12 protein-coding genes and 1 tRNA gene are annotated in these 15,059 nt (G+C 73.5%); 6 read left to right on the top strand and 7 right to left on the bottom strand.

The window, feature by feature from the left end; translation table 11 throughout:
* The 6 genes from FB00_RS20020 to FB00_RS20045 form a co-directional block, all read right to left on the bottom strand.
* Positions 1-2,128, bottom strand: a 2,128-nt coding sequence (locus FB00_RS20020; RefSeq protein ID WP_047234687.1) for a choice-of-anchor G family protein, incomplete at its 3' end; no start/stop codon positions are given.
* A gap of 327 nt (positions 2,129-2,455) precedes the next feature.
* Entirely contained in the window at positions 2,456-3,700 is a 1,245-nt protein-coding gene (locus FB00_RS20025; RefSeq protein ID WP_047234688.1) for a beta-ketoacyl-[acyl-carrier-protein] synthase family protein, read from the bottom strand.
* A 99-nt stretch (positions 3,701-3,799) separates the two neighbouring features.
* On the bottom strand, positions 3,800-4,048 hold the full coding sequence (locus FB00_RS20030) for an acyl carrier protein (protein WP_021482065.1): 249 nt from the start codon (positions 4,046-4,048) through the stop codon (positions 3,800-3,802).
* A 165-nt stretch (positions 4,049-4,213) separates the two neighbouring features.
* Positions 4,214-5,221 (bottom strand): beta-ketoacyl-ACP synthase III, encoded by a 1,008-nt coding sequence (locus FB00_RS20035; protein ID WP_047234689.1) that lies wholly within the window; start codon positions 5,219-5,221, stop codon positions 4,214-4,216.
* Positions 5,218-6,219: an ACP S-malonyltransferase gene (locus tag FB00_RS20040; RefSeq protein ID WP_047234690.1), complete on the bottom strand. Its 1,002-nt coding sequence runs from the start codon at positions 6,217-6,219 to the stop codon at positions 5,218-5,220. Before FB00_RS20040 ends, FB00_RS20035 begins: the two co-directional genes overlap by 4 nt.
* A 131-nt stretch (positions 6,220-6,350) precedes the next feature.
* Complete coding sequence (locus tag FB00_RS20045; RefSeq protein ID WP_047234691.1) at positions 6,351-7,550, bottom strand: PucR family transcriptional regulator; 1,200 nt, start codon at positions 7,548-7,550, stop codon at positions 6,351-6,353.
* Between the two features lie 120 nt (positions 7,551-7,670).
* Here FB00_RS20045 and FB00_RS20050 point away from each other — a divergent pair, with 120 nt between their 5' ends.
* Positions 7,671-8,357, top strand: coding sequence for a hypothetical protein (locus FB00_RS20050; protein WP_047234692.1), 687 nt, complete (start codon positions 7,671-7,673; stop codon positions 8,355-8,357).
* Between the two features lie 126 nt (positions 8,358-8,483).
* Here the strand turns inward: FB00_RS20050 and aceE are convergent, their stop codons facing one another.
* On the bottom strand, positions 8,484-11,246 hold the full coding sequence (gene aceE / locus FB00_RS20055) for a pyruvate dehydrogenase (acetyl-transferring), homodimeric type (protein ID WP_047234693.1): 2,763 nt from the start codon (positions 11,244-11,246) through the stop codon (positions 8,484-8,486).
* Positions 11,247-11,678: 432 nt separating this feature from the next.
* Here aceE and FB00_RS20060 point away from each other — a divergent pair, with 432 nt between their 5' ends.
* The 5 genes from FB00_RS20060 to FB00_RS20080 all read left to right on the top strand — a co-directional run.
* A complete protein-coding gene (locus tag FB00_RS20060) occupies positions 11,679-12,092 on the top strand; it encodes a DUF3052 domain-containing protein (protein ID WP_047234694.1) in 414 nt (137 codons plus the stop codon).
* Complete coding sequence (locus FB00_RS20065; protein WP_047234695.1) at positions 12,076-12,573, top strand: peroxiredoxin; 498 nt, start codon at positions 12,076-12,078, stop codon at positions 12,571-12,573. Before FB00_RS20060 ends, FB00_RS20065 begins: the two co-directional genes overlap by 17 nt.
* A 145-nt stretch (positions 12,574-12,718) precedes the next feature.
* A tRNA-Val gene (locus FB00_RS20070) sits at positions 12,719-12,792 on the top strand.
* Between the two features lie 140 nt (positions 12,793-12,932).
* Positions 12,933-13,259, top strand: coding sequence for a hypothetical protein (locus FB00_RS20075; RefSeq protein WP_047234696.1), 327 nt, complete (start codon positions 12,933-12,935; stop codon positions 13,257-13,259).
* A gap of 77 nt (positions 13,260-13,336) precedes the next feature.
* Positions 13,337-15,059 (top strand): hypothetical protein (locus FB00_RS20080; protein ID WP_047234697.1); only part of this gene is annotated, 1,723 nt, incomplete at its 3' end.

Consider the following 15,059-nt stretch of genomic DNA (forward strand, 5'->3'; position numbering starts at 1 on the left):
CTGCCTCGACGGTGAGCGGGGTCTCCGCCTCGGTGGAGGTGGTGTCGTCGATGCCGACGACGGTGTAGTCGCCGGGGGTGGTGCCCGCGGGGACGGTGATCGGGCTGGTGAAGTTCCCGTCGCCGTCGGTCGGGACGTCCTCGACGGTCGCGATGACGGTCCCGCTCTCGTCGCGGATCTCGACGGTGACGGTCGAGTCGGGGGTGTAGCCGGTGCCGTCGACGGTCACGTCGTCGCCGGGGTTCGCGGTGGTCGGGTCGACCGTCACGGAGGGCGTGAGCGCCGCCGCCGTCACGGCGAGAGCGGTCTCGGCCTCGGTGGAGGTCGTGTCGTCGATGCCGACGACGACGTAGTCACCGGGTGCGGTGCCGACCGGGACGGTGATCGGCGTCGTGAAGCCGCCCTCACCGTCGGTGGCAACGTCGGTCAGTGTCGCGACGACCGCTCCGGTCGTGTCCCGGATCTCGACGGTCACGGTGGCGTCGGGCGTGTAGCCCGTGCCGGTGACGCTCGTCGCGGTGCCTGCCGGGACGGTCGTCGGGTCGACGGTCACCGCGGGGGTGATCGCCGCGACCGTCGAGCCGCGGACGGTCGCGGAGGCGAGGTGGAGCTCCGCGAGCCCGGTGCCCGTCCCGACCTCGAGGATCGACAGGGTCAGCGCCCGCTGCGTGAACGTGGCGTCGGCGACGGACGGCTCGGGCTCCTGGACGTTGACGACCAGGCTCACGACCTCCGTGAGGATCTCGAACACCGGCGAGAGCGCGGTGAGGACGGGGCCGGTGACCTGCGACGTGATCGTCCCGGCGAGCGTGCTCACCAGACCGGTCCCCTCGGCGAAGAGCACGGTGTCGAGCGGACCCGCCAGGGCGTTGACGAGGTCGCCCAGCGGGAGCGTGAGCGGCAGGCCCGAGAGCGCGATGGTGATGGTGGCGTCGGCGGGGTCGACCGTCCCGTCGACCACGTCGCCGACGGTCGTGCCGAGGTCGATGCTCAGGTTCAGCAGGTCGGGTGCGAGCGGGATCGGGTTGTCGACCACGGCCTCGACCGTCAGCGTCAGGCTCGCGGCGTGCAGAGCCGTGTCGACCGCCTCGACGAGCGCCGTCGTGAGATCGTCGAGGGCCGCGCTGAGCCCGTCGAGGATCGCGTTGATCGCGGCGTCGTCGAGGACCTCGGTGTTGGGGTCGAACCCGTTGAGCGAGCCGGTGCCGCCGAGGATCGTGTCGAGGTCGACCGTGACGGTCCCGTCGCCGACGTTGACCACGACGCCCTCGTCGCCGAAGTCCTGGTCGAGCACGGGCGCCAGCGCGCTGTCGAGGTCGACGTCGATCGCGACGGTCGGCTCCAGGTCGCCGCCGAGGATCTCGAGGACGTCGGCGAGCGCGCCGATCGAGTTCAGCGCCTGGGCGAGCAGCCCGTCGGTCCCGACGAGCTGGCCGACGGCGCCGTCCACGAGCGGGACGACCTCGTCGTCGACCGCCGTGGCGATGTCGGAGACGGCCGGGCTGTCGAGCGTGAGGGTCGCGCCGGCGATCTGGTAGTCGCCGGTCGGCGCGGCCCCACCGGTCGCCGCCGCCGTCGCTGACAGCGCCCCGAGCGACAGGTCGAGGTCAGCGACGACCGACTCGAAGCCGGGCCCGAGGAGCTGCGTGAGGTTGAGCTGTGCGTCGGACGGGAACTCCTCGCTGCCGCCGACGGAGATCGCGCCCTGGTCCGAGACGGCGCCCGACGCGGCACGTGCGGAGCCGTCGTCGTTCGCCTCGCCGTACTGGTTGACCGCACCGAGCTGGAGGATCCCGTTCGGCCCCAGCAGCTGGAGGGTGCCCGTCAGGTCGATCCCGAGAGACTGGAAGACGGAGGCGGCCAGCGGGTTCGTGACGACGGGGTTCGCCCCCGAGGGGTTCTCGGCCACGGCCCCCTCGAGCGCCGCGATCGTCGCGAGGTCGAGCCCGGCCACGGTGCCGCTGAGGAACTGCCCGCTGCCCTCGGAGTCGTCGGTCGGTGCCGCCGTCGCGGCGATCCCGCCCGCGAACGTCAGCGCGCCGACGACGCTCCCGACGGCCGCGAGCGCCGTCGCCCGCCTCCAGCGGGGTGGTGCCTGGGTGGAGAGATGTCTCGCCGTTCGGGTCACGTGCCTGTCCTTCCGCTCGCCTGCCTCGAGGTCGTGATGTGGCAGGCGCCACATCACGCCCACAGGGTCGGCGACGGGACGGAGGCGTGCTCGACGGGCGACAGGGGGCGCGGGGTGAAACCCGACGAGCGGCAGCAAGGCAGGGGACTGCGTCTGGCTTTGGGCTGGCTTGTCCGGACAAAAGGGATGGGTGAAATCGCAACGATCTGGACGATCGTCCATCTCAGGAGCCGAGACCTCGGCGTCCGGATCGTCCGGCCTCCGACGCACGCGAGCCCCGGGACGACGGCCGCTCGGCCGTCGCCCCGGGGCTCGAGGAAAGGCTGGTCAGACGCTCGCGACCGCGAGCGCGACGTTGTGGCCGCCGAACCCGAACGAGTTGTTCACCGCGACGATGTCGCCCTCCGGCAGCGGAGCCGGGGTGTCGCGCACGAGCGGAACCTGGAGCTCCGGGTCGGGGTTCGCGACGTTGATCGTCGGGGGAGCGAGGCGCTCGGCGACGGCCTTGATGGTGAAGATCGACTCGAGCGCGCCCGCGCCGCCCAGGAGGTGGCCGGTCATCGACTTGGTGGCCGAGAGGAGCACGTGGTCCGTCTCGGAGCCCAGGAGCGAGCGGATCGAACGGGTCTCGGTGAGGTCGCCCACCTTGGTCGAGGTCGCGTGCGCGTTGACGTGCACGACGTCGCGGCCGGTCACGCCGGCCTCCTCGATCGCCCGGCGCATCGCGGCGACCTGGCCACGGCCCTCCGGGTCCGGGGAGGTGATGTGGTAGGCGTCGGCGGAGAGGCCGACACCCGCGAGCCGCGCGTACACGCGCGCGCCGCGTGCGGCGGCGTGCTCGGCGCTCTCCAGGACGACGACGCCCGAGCCCTCGCCGATGACGAAGCCGTCGCGGTCGACGTCGTAGGGGCGCGACGCGCCCTGCGGGTCGTCGTTGCGCAGCGAGAGCGTGCGCGAGGCGGCGAAGGCCGCGATGGGCATGGGGTGGATCGTCGCCTCGGTGCCGCCCGCGACGACGATGTCCGCCCGGCCCGCGCGGATCATGTCGACGCCGTAGCCGATCGCCTCGGCGCCGGACGCGCACGCCGAGACGAGCGCGTGGGCGCCCGCGCGGGCGCCGAGCTCGAGCGACACGTACGCGGTGGGGGAGTTGGGCATGAGCATCGGCACGGTCATCGGGAGCATGCGGCGGGCGCCGCGCTCGCGCAGCGTGTCCCAGCCGTCGAGCGTGGTCCAGATGCCGCCGATGCCGGACGACACGACCGTGCCGAGCCGGTCGCCGTCGACCTCGGGGCTGCCCGCGTCGGCCCACGCCTCGCGCGCCGCGATGATGGCGTACTGCGTCGAGGGGTCCATGCGCTTGATCTCGGGTCGCGCCAGGACCTCGGCGGGGTCCACCTTGAGGGTCGCGGCGAAGGTCACCGGGATCTCGTAGCGCTCCGCCCAGTCGTTGTCGAGGGTGCGGGCGCCGGACTCGCCGGCGAGCGCCGCGGCCCAGGTCGAGGGCACGTCGCCGCCGAGCGGCGTGGTGGCGCCGAGGCCGGTGACGACGACTTCAGTAGCGGCGGACATGGTGCTCCTCGGGTGGGGTGAGGCGGGGGCGGGAGGACGGGCGGGCCGGCGCGGGTGACGCCGACCCGCCCGCAGGCCTGCGGGGCAGGCGGGGCGTGCTCAGGCCTGGGCGCCCGTGATGAAGGACACGGCGTCGCCGACCGTCGTGAGGTTCTTGACCTCGTCGTCCGGGATGCGGACCCCGAACTTGTCCTCGGCGTGCGTGACGATCGTCATCATCGACAGCGAGTCGATGTCGAGGTCGTCGGTGAAGGACTTCTCGAGCGCGACGGCGTCGGTCGGCAGACCCGTCTCCTCGGCGACGATCTCGGCGAGGCCGGCGAGGACTTCCTGCTCGGTGTAAGCCATGGTTTCTCCTTGTCGTGGGGCCGGCGGCGACCGGTCCCGGTGGCGGTGCCCGGTGGGTGTCCCGGGCGGTACAGCGGTAGACGGTGCGTGCGACGGACGGGTCCGCCGACGGCGTGGGTCCTCCCGCGGCGGGGAGGGCGGCCGTCCGTCCAGGGTGATTCTCCCCTACGGCAGGACGACCACCTGCGCCGCGTAGACCAGCCCGGCGCCGAACCCGATCTGGAGCGCGAGGTCGCCGGAGCGGACCTGGCCCTCGTCGAGCAGACGCCGCGTGGCGAGCGGGATCGAGGCGGCCGACGTGTTGCCGGTCTCCGCGATGTCGCGGGCCACCGCGACGGTGTCGGGGAGCTGGAGCTGCTTGATCATCTGGTCGATGATGCGCATGTTGGCCTGGTGCGGCACGAACGCGCCGATGTCGCCGGGGGCGACCCCGGCCTCGGCCATGGCCTTGGCCGCGACGGGCGCCATCTGGAACGCTGCCCACTTGAACACGCTCTGCCCGTCCTGGCGCAGCGTGGGCCAGCCGAGCGAGGGGTCCTCGCGCAGGTCCGACCACGCGTGCGTCTGGCGGATGGCCTGCGCCTTGCCGCCGTCGGAGCCCCACACCGTCGGGCCGATGCCCGGGGTGTCGGACGGTCCGACGATCGCGGCGCCGGCGCCGTCGCCCAGGAGGAACGAGATCGACCGGTCCGTCGGGTCGATGAAGTCGCTCATCTTCTCGGCGCCGACGACGAGCACGTGCGTGGCGATGCCCGCGCGCACGAGCGCGTCGGCCTGCGCGATCGCATAGGCGTAGCCCGCGCACGCGGCCGAGACGTCGAACGCGGCGGCGGGCGTGGCCCCCAGGCGCTCGGCGAGCACCGCGGCGGCCGCGGGCGTCTGGTGGAAGTACGTGACCGTGGAGACGATGACGGCGTCGACGTCGGCACCCTGGAGCCCCGCGCGGGCGAGGGCGTCGCGCGCCGCCGCCTCGGACAGGTCGAGCACGTCGACGTCGGCCCCGGCGCGGCGGCGCGTGACGATGCCGGTGCGCTGGCGGATCCACTCGTCCGACGAGTCGATCGGACCGGCGATGTCGTCGTTCGTGACGACGTTCTCGCCCCGCACACCGCCGATCGCGAGGATCCGCGAGTGCGCCGGGCCCGTGGCCTGGCGCAGCGTCACGCCGCTCACGCGTCGTCCCCGGCGGGGACGGAGGTCTTCGCCGCGCCGCCGACGACGGAGTGTCGGGCGATCAGGTCGCGGGCCGCCTCGACGTCGTCGGGCGACTTCACGGCCACGGACTCCACGCCCTTGAGCGTGCGGCGCGCGAGGCCCGTGAGGACGCCGCCGGGCGCGAGCTCGAGGATCGCGGTGACACCGAGCTCCGCGAGCGTCTCCTGGCACAGGTCCCAGCGCACGGGCGCGGCGATCTGCGCGGTGAGGCGCCGGACGACGTCGCGCGCCTTGCCGAACGTGCTCCCCTCGATGTCGATCGTCCCGTACGACTCGCCGTCGGCGTTCGAGAGGAACGGCAGGCGCGGGTCGGCGACGTCCCACGACGCGGCCACGGGCTCGAACGCCTCGAGCGCGGGCTGCATGAACGGGGTGTGGAACGCCCCGGCGACCTGGAGCGGGATGACGCGCGCCTTGGCGGGCGGGTTCTCGGCGAGGGCCGCCAGGTGGTCGAGCGCCCCCGCGGCGACGACCTGGCCGCCGCCGTTGACGTTGGCGGGCCACAGGTGCGCTGCCTCGATCGCGGCGAGCACCTCCTCGGGGTCGCCCCCGACGACGGCGCTCATGCCCGTGGGCGTCGCGGCGGCGGCCGCGGCCATCGCGCGCGCCCGGTGCGCGACGAGCCCGACCGCGCCGACGTCGGTCAGCGCGCCCGCGACCGCGGCGGCGGCGAGCTCGCCGACCGAGTGGCCCGCGGTCACGTCGACGACGTCCGCGGTGTCGCGGCCGTCGAGGATCGCCCGCAGTGCGACCAGGGACGACGCGACGATGAGCGGCTGGGCGACCGCGGTGTCACGGATCGTCTCGGCGTCGGACTCCGTCCCGTGCGCGCGCAGGTCGAGGCTCGCGGCCTCGCCGAACGCGGCGACCTGGTCGGCGAGGCCGGCCAGCTCGAGCCAGGGGGCGAGCATTCCGGGGGACTGGGAGCCCTGTCCAGGGCACAAGACGGCGAGCACCCGTCAACTGTGCCAACCCGAGGCTTCCAGGCCACGTCACGACCCGCACCAACCTTGCGGAGGGTGATTGTGCCGAACCTACAAGAGTGCGACGGTCCGGTGCGACGGCCGCTCCCGGCGCCGACGCGGGCTCAGCGCGTCGTGGAGAGCTGGCCGAGCGCGAGCGCGACCTGGAGGACGAACGACTCGCGCGCGTCGAGCGGGTCCCAGCCGGTGATCTCGGAGACCTTGCGCAGGCGGTAGCGCACGGTGTTCGGGTGCACGTACAGCGACCGGGCCGCCGCCTCCAGCGACCGCCCCGTGCCGAGGTACGCCGACAGCGTCTCGAGCACGGAGCCCGTCGCCTCCGCGAGCGGCCGGTACGCCTGCGCGACCAGGGTGCGCCGCGCCGTCGTGTCGCCCGTGAGCACGCGCTCGGGGAGCAGGTCGTCAGCGAGGACCGGGCGCGGGGCCTGGGGCCACGCCGGCGCGGCGCGCAGGCCCGCGAGCGCCGCCTGGGCCGAGCGCGCCGCCTCCTCCAGGCCGGGGACGGTGGGGCCGATGACGACGGGACCGGGCCCGAACCGCGGCAGGAGCGAGGCCGCCGCGGCCTGGAGGTCGCCCTCCCCGCCGAGCACCAGGACGAGGCGGTCGCCGTGGATGCCCACGAGCGCGTCACCTGCCGCGCGGCGTGTCGCGCGCCGCAGCTCGGCCGTGCGCACCTCGTCGAGCGTCGAGGCGATCGTGCCCGCCATGACCAGGGTCGGGCCGTGCCCGCCCCAGCCGAGCGCCGAGACGCGCGAGCGCAGCGAGTCGTCGCCGTCGCCGCGGATCAGCGCGTCGACGACCAGCGCCTCGAGGCGCGCGTCCCACGCACCGCGCACCTCAGCGGCGCGCGCGTAGACCTCGGCGGCGGAGAACGCGACCTCGCGCGAGTAGCGCAGGACCGCCTCGCGCAGGTCGCGCTCGCCCCCGGGGGCGGCGAGCTGGTCGGAGTACGCCTCGACGACCTCGACGACGATGCGGACGAGCTGGAGCGTGTTCTGGAGCGAGATCGAGCGCGTCAGCTCCGGCGGGGCCGCCGCGAAGATGTCGCTCACGCCGTGCGGCGGGGCCAGCGGGTCCGCGTACCAGGTGACGAACGCGGTGATGCCGGACTGCGCCACGAGCCCCACGTACGAGCGGTCCTCGGCCGGCAGCTCCCGGTACCACGGAATCTCGTCGTCGAGGCGTCGCAGCGCGGCCGACATGAGCAGGCCGCTCCCGTCGCGCAGGCGCTGGAGGTTGTCCGCGTTGCCCGTCGGGCCGCTCGGGGCGGACGCGCTCGAAGGCGTCCTGGGGGTGGCCGTCACGCGCCGAGCATACGGTCCGTGCTTGTGGACAGTCCACAAAGGCGCCCGTCCCCGCGCCGCCCGACAGCGCTCTACCCGGGCCGCTGGGTGAGCGTCCGGACGACCCGCTAGGGTCGTGACATGGCCCTCATGCCCCGACTCCGACAGCTCATGCGTCGGCCGACGTCCGCGTCGACCGTCGGCACGCGCCGCCCGCGGTCCGGGGAGAAGCGCGGGGACACGGTCCACGAGGACGCGCTGCGGGCGATGCTCGTCGACGACCCCAACGACGAGCGCGCGTTCCGTGCGCTCGCCGAGCTGGTCCGGCGCCGCGCCGCAGAGGGCCCGGCCACGGACGACCCGCTCGCCGCCCCCGCGGACGAGACGGAGAAGCAGCGCGCCGCCGACCTGGCGGTCTGGGCGCTCGCGGAGGAGCTCGCCGGGCACCCCAAGGGGTGGTACCCGCTGGTCGAGCTCGGGCGCCTGTCCCTCGAGGACGACCAGGAGGCCGCGCTGCGCCGGTTCGCGACGGCCGCGGAGCGCGACCCGTCCGGCCGCGCGCTCGCGCAGTCGATGGAGGTGCTGCGCACGGCGGGCCTGCCCGTCGAGGCGCTGGGACTGGGCGTCGGGCACTGGCGCGCGCGCGAGCACGAGCCGGAGGTCGGGCGCCAGCTCGTGCTCGCGGCGATCGAGGCCGACCGGCCCCTGGAGGCGCGGCACCACCTCGCGTCGCTGGTCGAGTACGGCGACCCGGAGGGCGTGGCCGCCCTGCACGCCGAGCTCGAGCGCGCCGTCGCGCAGGCCGAGCAGCACCGCGCCGGGACCTGACCGCCCGCCCGGGCGAGGACGCGGCGGGACCGCTGGTGCGCCGTCGGGCCGCCCGCCTGCCCGCACGACGACGGCCGGTCACCCCGCGGGGTGACCGGCCGTCGTCGTGCTACCGGTCGGAGGCCGTCAGGCCTCGCCGCCCGCGTTGCCGGACGTGCCGGCGGTGACGTCCATGAGGCGGTACTTCTCGATCGCCTGGGCGGACGCGTCCGCGGGGACCTTGCCCTGCTTGGTGAGCGCCTGGAGCGTGCGCACGACGACGGACGGGCCGTCGATCTTGAAGTGCCGGCGGGCGGCAGCGCGCGTGTCCGAGAACCCGAAGCCGTCGGCGCCGAGCACCTCGTAGTCGCCCGGGACCCACTTGCGGATCTGGTCGGGCACGAGGTGGTCGTAGTCGCTCGTGGCGACGAACGGGCCCTCGGCACCGGACAGCTTCTCGGTCACGTAGGCGACGCGCGGCTCGGCGGACGGGTCGAGGAACGCGGCCTGGTCGGCGGCGAGGCCGTCGCGGCGCAGCTCGTTCCAGCTCGTCACGCTCCACACGTCGGCCGCCACGCCCCAGTCGTCGTGGAGGAGCTGCTGCGCCTCCAGCGCCCACGGGACGCCCACGCCCGAGGCGAGGATCTGGGCGCGCGGCCCGTCGCCCTCGCCGACGGAGATGCGGTGGATGCCCTTGAGGATGCCCTCGACGTCCACGTCCTCCGGCTCGGCCGGCTGGACCATCGGCTCGTTGTACACCGTGAGGTAGTACATGACGTTCTGGTCGCGACCGTCCGCGCCGACCCCGTGCTCGCCGGGGCCGAACATGCGCTCGATGCCGTCACGCACGATGTGGCGGATCTCGTACCCGTACGCCGGGTCGTACTGGACCATGGCCGTGTTCGTGCCCGCGATGAGCGGCGAGTGGCCGTCGGCGTGCTGCAGGCCCTCACCGGTCAGGGTCGTGCGGCCCGCGGTCGCGCCGATGATGAAGCCGCGCGTGAGCTGGTCGCCCGCCGCCCAGAACTGGTCGCCGGTGCGCTGGAAGCCGAACATCGAGTAGAAGATGTAGAACGGCACCATGATCTCGCCCTGCGTGGCGTAGGACGTGCCGACCGACTGGAACGCGGCCGCGGAACCGGCCTCGTTGATGCCGGTGTGCATGATCTGGCCGGCCTCGGACTCCTTGTAGCTCAGCATGAGCTCGCGGTCCACGGCGAGGTAGTGCTGGCCCTGGGTGTTGAAGATCTTCGCCGACGGGAAGATCGAGTCCAGGCCGAACGTGCGCGCCTCGTCCGGGATGATCGGCACGATGCGCTTGCCGAACTCCTTGTCCTTGATGAGGTCCTTGAGGAGCCGGACGAAGGCCATCGTGGAGGCGATCTCCTGCTGGCCCGAGCCCTTCTTGAGGATCTCGTAGGCCTTGTCGCCCGGGAGCGCGATCGGCTTGGGCGACGAGCGGCGCTCGGGGACGAACCCGCCCAGCTGCTGACGGCGGTTCAGGAGGTACTGGATCTCCGGGGCGTCGGCGCCCGGGTGGTAGTACGGGGGCTCGTACGGGTTGGCGTCGAGCTCCTCGTCCGTGATCGGGATGCGCAGCGAGTCGCGCAGCGCCTTGAGGTCGGCCAGGCCGACCTTCTTCATCTGGTGCGTCGCGTTGCGGCCCGCGAACGTCGGGCCGAGGGCGTAGCCCTTGACCGTGTGCGCGAGGATCACGGTCGGCTGGCCCGTGTGGGCACGTGCCGCCGCGTAGGCCGCGTAGATCTTGCGGTAGTCGTGGCCGCCGCGCTTGAGGTTCCAGATGTCGTCGTCGGTCATGTTCTCGACGAGCTGCTTGGTCCGCGGGTCGCGGCCGAAGAAGTGCTCGCGGATGAAGGCGCCGGACTCCGCACGGTACGTCTGGTAGTCGCCGTCGGGCGTGACGTTCATGAGGTTGACCAGGGCGCGGTCCTTGTCCGCGTTGAGCAGGACGTCCCACTCGCGGCCCCAGATGACCTTGATGACGTTCCAGCCCGCGCCGCGGAACTGCGCCTCGAGCTCCTGGATGATCTTGCCGTTGCCGCGCACCGGGCCGTCGAGGCGCTGGAGGTTGCAGTTCACGACGAACGTCAGGTTGTCGAGCTGCTGCTGCGCCGCGAGCTGGAGCATGCCGCGCGACTCCGGCTCGTCCATCTCGCCGTCGCCGAGGAACGCCCACACGTCCTGCTGCTCCGTGTCACGGATGCCACGGTTGTGCAGGTACTTGTCCGTCCACGCCTGGTAGATCGCGCTCGCCGGGCCGAGACCCATGGAGACCGTGGGGTACTCCCAGAAGTCGGGCATGAGGCGCGGGTGCGGGTACGACGGCAGGCCGCCGCCGGGGTGCGACTTCTCCTGGCGGAACCCGTCGAGCTGGTCCGCCGAGAGGCGGCCCTCGAGGAACGCGCGCGCGTACACGCCGGGGGAGGCGTGGCCCTGGAAGTAGACCTGGTCGCCGCCGCCGGGGTGGTCCTTGCCGCGGAAGAAGTGGTTGAGGCCCACCTCGTACAGCGTCGCGACCGACGCGTAGGAGGAGATGTGGCCGCCGACGCCGATGCCGGGGCGCTGCGCGCGCGTCACCATGACCGCCGCGTTCCAGCGGATCCACGAGCGGTAGCGGCGCTCGAGCGCCTCGTCGCCGGGGAAGTAGGGCTCCTCGTGCACACCGATCGTGTTCACGTAGGGCGTGGTGAAGGAGGTCGGGACGGCGACGTTGCGCTCCCGGGCCCTCTTGAGCAGGTTCAGCAGGACGTAGCGGGCGCGCGGGCCCCCGCGGTCGTCGATCAGGCCGTCGAGGGCCTCGACCCACTCGCCGGTCTCGGCGGGGTCGAAGTCCGGAACCTGGCTGAGCAGACCGTTGATCAGCGGTCCGGTCTCGTCGTACGAAGCCACCAGCAACCTCATATCTCGTCGGATGCCGGGCGCACGGCCGCGCGGTACACGGCCGACACCCGTCTCGGGGCCACTCCGGGCACGCGGCCGCGGCCGCTGGTGGCGACCGCGCCTCTTCACGAGACCAGGGTGGTCTACCCATTGTGTTCACAACGCGCGCGTAAGTCACACCATCGGGTGGTCAAGAGGGCGTGATTTCGGCGACACGAACCGGAGGGGAGGCGTCCCGGCGTCGTGCAGGTGCGGTGCCCGACGACGGGCCGGGCACCACGGGCCCGAGCGGGTGTCCGTGGTGGGCACCTTGCCAAGCAACGGATCCTCCGGTGGGCTACCTTTGCCAGACACGGCAGGTCGTCGTGCGCGCGGGCGTCCGCCCGCGCGTCGGTGGCCCGCCGCACGGACGCACAGGACGAGGAAAGGAACGACACGACAGTGACCGACACCGCAGGGCCCCTCGGGGCGGACCGCCTGGGGTTCGCGCCCGGCAACGTGGTGCAGGAGTTCGGCTGGTCGGAGGACGTCGACGACGACCTGCGCGGTGAGCTCGAGCAGCTCGTCGGCGGAGAGCTCGTCGACGAGGACTACGACGACGTCACGGACGGCGTGATCGTCTGGTTCCGCGAGGACGACGGCGACCTCACCGACCTGCTCGTGGACGTCCAGACCGTGCTCGACGACGGCGGCCTCATCTGGGTGTTCACGCCCAAGCCGGGCCGGTCCGGGCACGTGGGCCACAACGACATCCAGGAGGCCGCGACCACGGCCGGGCTGCACGCGACGAGCACGTTCGCGATCGCGCCCGACTGGTCCGCGACGAAGCTCGGGACCCGTGGCCGCGGTCGCTGACGAGGGCGTCGCCGACGTCCGGGCCACGCCGCCCGGACCGGGGGACCCCGCACCCGACTTCACGCTGCCGGACACGCACGGCACGCCCGTGCACCTCGCCGACCTGCGCGGCGGGCCGGTGCTCCTCGTGTTCTACCCGTTCGCGTTCTCCGGCATCTGCACGGGCGAGCTGTGCGAGCTGCGGGACAACCTCGAGGACTTCGAGGCGGCCGGCGTGACGCTGCTGGGCATCTCGTGCGACTCGGTGTTCGCGCAGAAGGCGTGGACGGCCCAGGAGGGCTTCGAGTTCGACCTCCTCTCCGACTTCTGGCCCCACGGCGACGTCGCCCGGGCCTACGGCGTGCTGGACGAGGAGAACGGCCTCGCGCTGCGCGGCTCGTTCCTGCTCGACGCCGACGGGATCGTGCGCTGGTCGGTCGTCAACCCGCGCGGGCAGCGTCGCGACCTCGAGGGCTACCGGCGGGCGCTCGAACAGCTCTGACGCGGGCTCGCCGCGGCGGCGCCGCTGCCGTCGCCGAGCGGATGCCGACGGCGGTTCTTGCGTCGGGTTGTCAGGTCCGGGCATCGCGCCCCAGGCGTGGCCGGTGGCGGGGTGCCGACCCGGTAGGCTGTGCTCCGCTGTTCCAGGGCCTGTAGCTCAGCTGGTTAGAGCGCCACGCTTACACCGTGGATGTCGGGGGTTCGAGTCCCTCCGGGCCCACCCCGACCGTAGGACGAGTGCGCACGTCGTGGCGGGTACGCGAGACGTCGCCCTCGAGAACGACGGCGAACGTCCGACGTCGCGCTCCCGGCCCACGCCTGGCGTGGCCGACCGGCGGACTGCGATGGCAGTCTGACGCGGTGGCCCACAAGAAGCGGTACGGCGTCGTGATCGTGGTGGTGGTCGTCGCGGTGGTGGCGGCAGGTCTCGCCCGCGGCATCTGGCAGAACGGTCCGCGCTGGGCGTGGAAGCTCGCGGACCTCGACCGGAACGAGCTGCTCCTCGGCGGGGTCGACGACGTCGAGGACGGTGAGGCCGTCACGGTCGACGACGACTCGGTGGTCGTGCGGTACACACGACCGGAGCTCGACTTCTTCGGCGTCGCGACCGGGAACGTGGGGCAGGAGGTGTGCTACCGGTTCCCCCTGGACGACCCGGACGCCTTCCGCCGGGTGACCTGTCCCTGAGCCGCGCGGGCGGCGTGTCGGCGCCCGCCCCTAGCATCTGCCGCACCAGCAGCGACGACGTGACGGTGAGGTAGAGGGTGCTCGAGAAGGTCAAGGGTCTGTTCCGGCGCGACGAGGAGCAGGCGGGAGGTGGCCGCCCGAGCGCTCGGCTCGTCGACGCGCTGAAGGTGCTCGCCGTCGAGTCGCCGGGGCTCGCGGACCGCGCGGTCGCGTACGTGCACCGGGGCGAGGGGCCGGAGGTCCTGCTGGAGCTCGAGGTCCTGCGCGGCGGTGACGCCGAGGCTTTGCTGGGGCGGCCGGGCCAGTCCGGGATCTACTCGTGGACGACGCCCGCGCAGGACGAGCGGCTCAAGGCCGCGGTGCCGGGCTGGACGTCCGCGAAGGCCGTGACGGCCCGGTCCAACCTCTACACGCTGAGCGACTCCGTGACGATCCCCGAGCTCGTGCGGCTCGGTCGGGTGCTCAGCGCCGTGTCGTCGGAGGTCGACCGTGAGCGCCCGACCGACCCGCGCTGGCTGACGGTGCTGGTCAACGACATGTCGCGGCGCGCGAACGACCGCCGTAAGGGCAAGAACGGCAAGCAGGCACCCGACCGGTGGACGCCGGACCTGCTGGTGGCGCTCGCGGTCGAGGGCGGCGTGCCGGAGGCCGACGCGCCGGCGGTCGTGCTGCGCGAGCTCTTCGAGCGCCCGACGTCGTCGGGCTGGGCGTCGCGGCACCTCGGCCCGGCGCTGCTCGGCGGCCCGGCGCGCGACTTCGTGGTCGCGCACGTCGACGTGGCGACCCAAGCCCTGCCGGGCGTGAGCGCCGCGGGGCGGACGGAGCTGGTCGAGCTCGTGGCGTCCGACCCGGCGGCGACGGACGCGCTCTCCCCGCTCCTGGCTCGGCTCGCGGCGGACACGAGCAAGGGCGTGCGCGAGGCTGCGGTGGCCGCCGTCGCGCAGCTCCCGGGCGAGCGTCAGCGCGAGATCCTCACCCCGCTCCTCACGGCCCTCCCGCCGTCCCGGCTCGGGACGGTCGTGACGCGCCTCGCGCAGGTCGACGGCGGGCTGGCCGACCTCGAGCGGGCCGCCGAGCAGTCGACCGGCGCGCGCGCGACGCTCCTGCGCGACACCGTCGAGCGTGCGCGCGTGCTCGACGCCGCGCAGGAGGACGAGCCCACCATCGACGTCCCGCCCTACGAGCCGTTGCCGGAGACGGTGCTCGGCGACGAGTTCGTGCAGGCCGCGCGGGCCGCGATCGACACCGCCCTCGAGCGTGCCCGCGCCGAGCAGGCGGCCCACGCCGGCAAGGGCAAGGGCGACGACGACGGGTGGCCGCGCTGGCGTCGTCAGGCCGTCGAGCAGGACCTCAAGGAGCTCCCCGGCATCACCGACGACGACCTCCGGATCTTCGCCGCGTTCCTGTCCGGGACGAGCACGCGCCGCCCGGGCGGCGTCGCGATGCGCCGGCTGTCCGCACCGGGCGTCTTCTCGCGCCTGCCGGGAATCACGCTCCTGCACCGGCTGCGGCTCCAGGCGAACGAGGCGCGCGGCCACAGCGAGCGGTTCGGCTGGTACCGGCTCAACGAGGGCGACATGCTCGACGTCGACCTGCGCGTCCTCGACGAGGCGCTGCGGCGCATCGGTCGCGACGACTCCGAGGCGCTGATCGACGAGCTGTACTTCTCGACGTGGTGGGCCATGGACACGGTGACGCCCGAGAACGCGTGGCCGTATTACGCGGGGCGGCTCGACCGGCTCGCCGCGGCGCTCGACGACCGCGAGCGCACCTACGGCACGACGAAGCCCGCACGGGCGC

Origin of the sequence: Cellulosimicrobium funkei (genome assembly GCF_001019615.1) — a bacterium.
GTDB classification, from domain to species: domain Bacteria; phylum Actinomycetota; class Actinomycetes; order Actinomycetales; family Cellulomonadaceae; genus Cellulosimicrobium; species Cellulosimicrobium cellulans_E.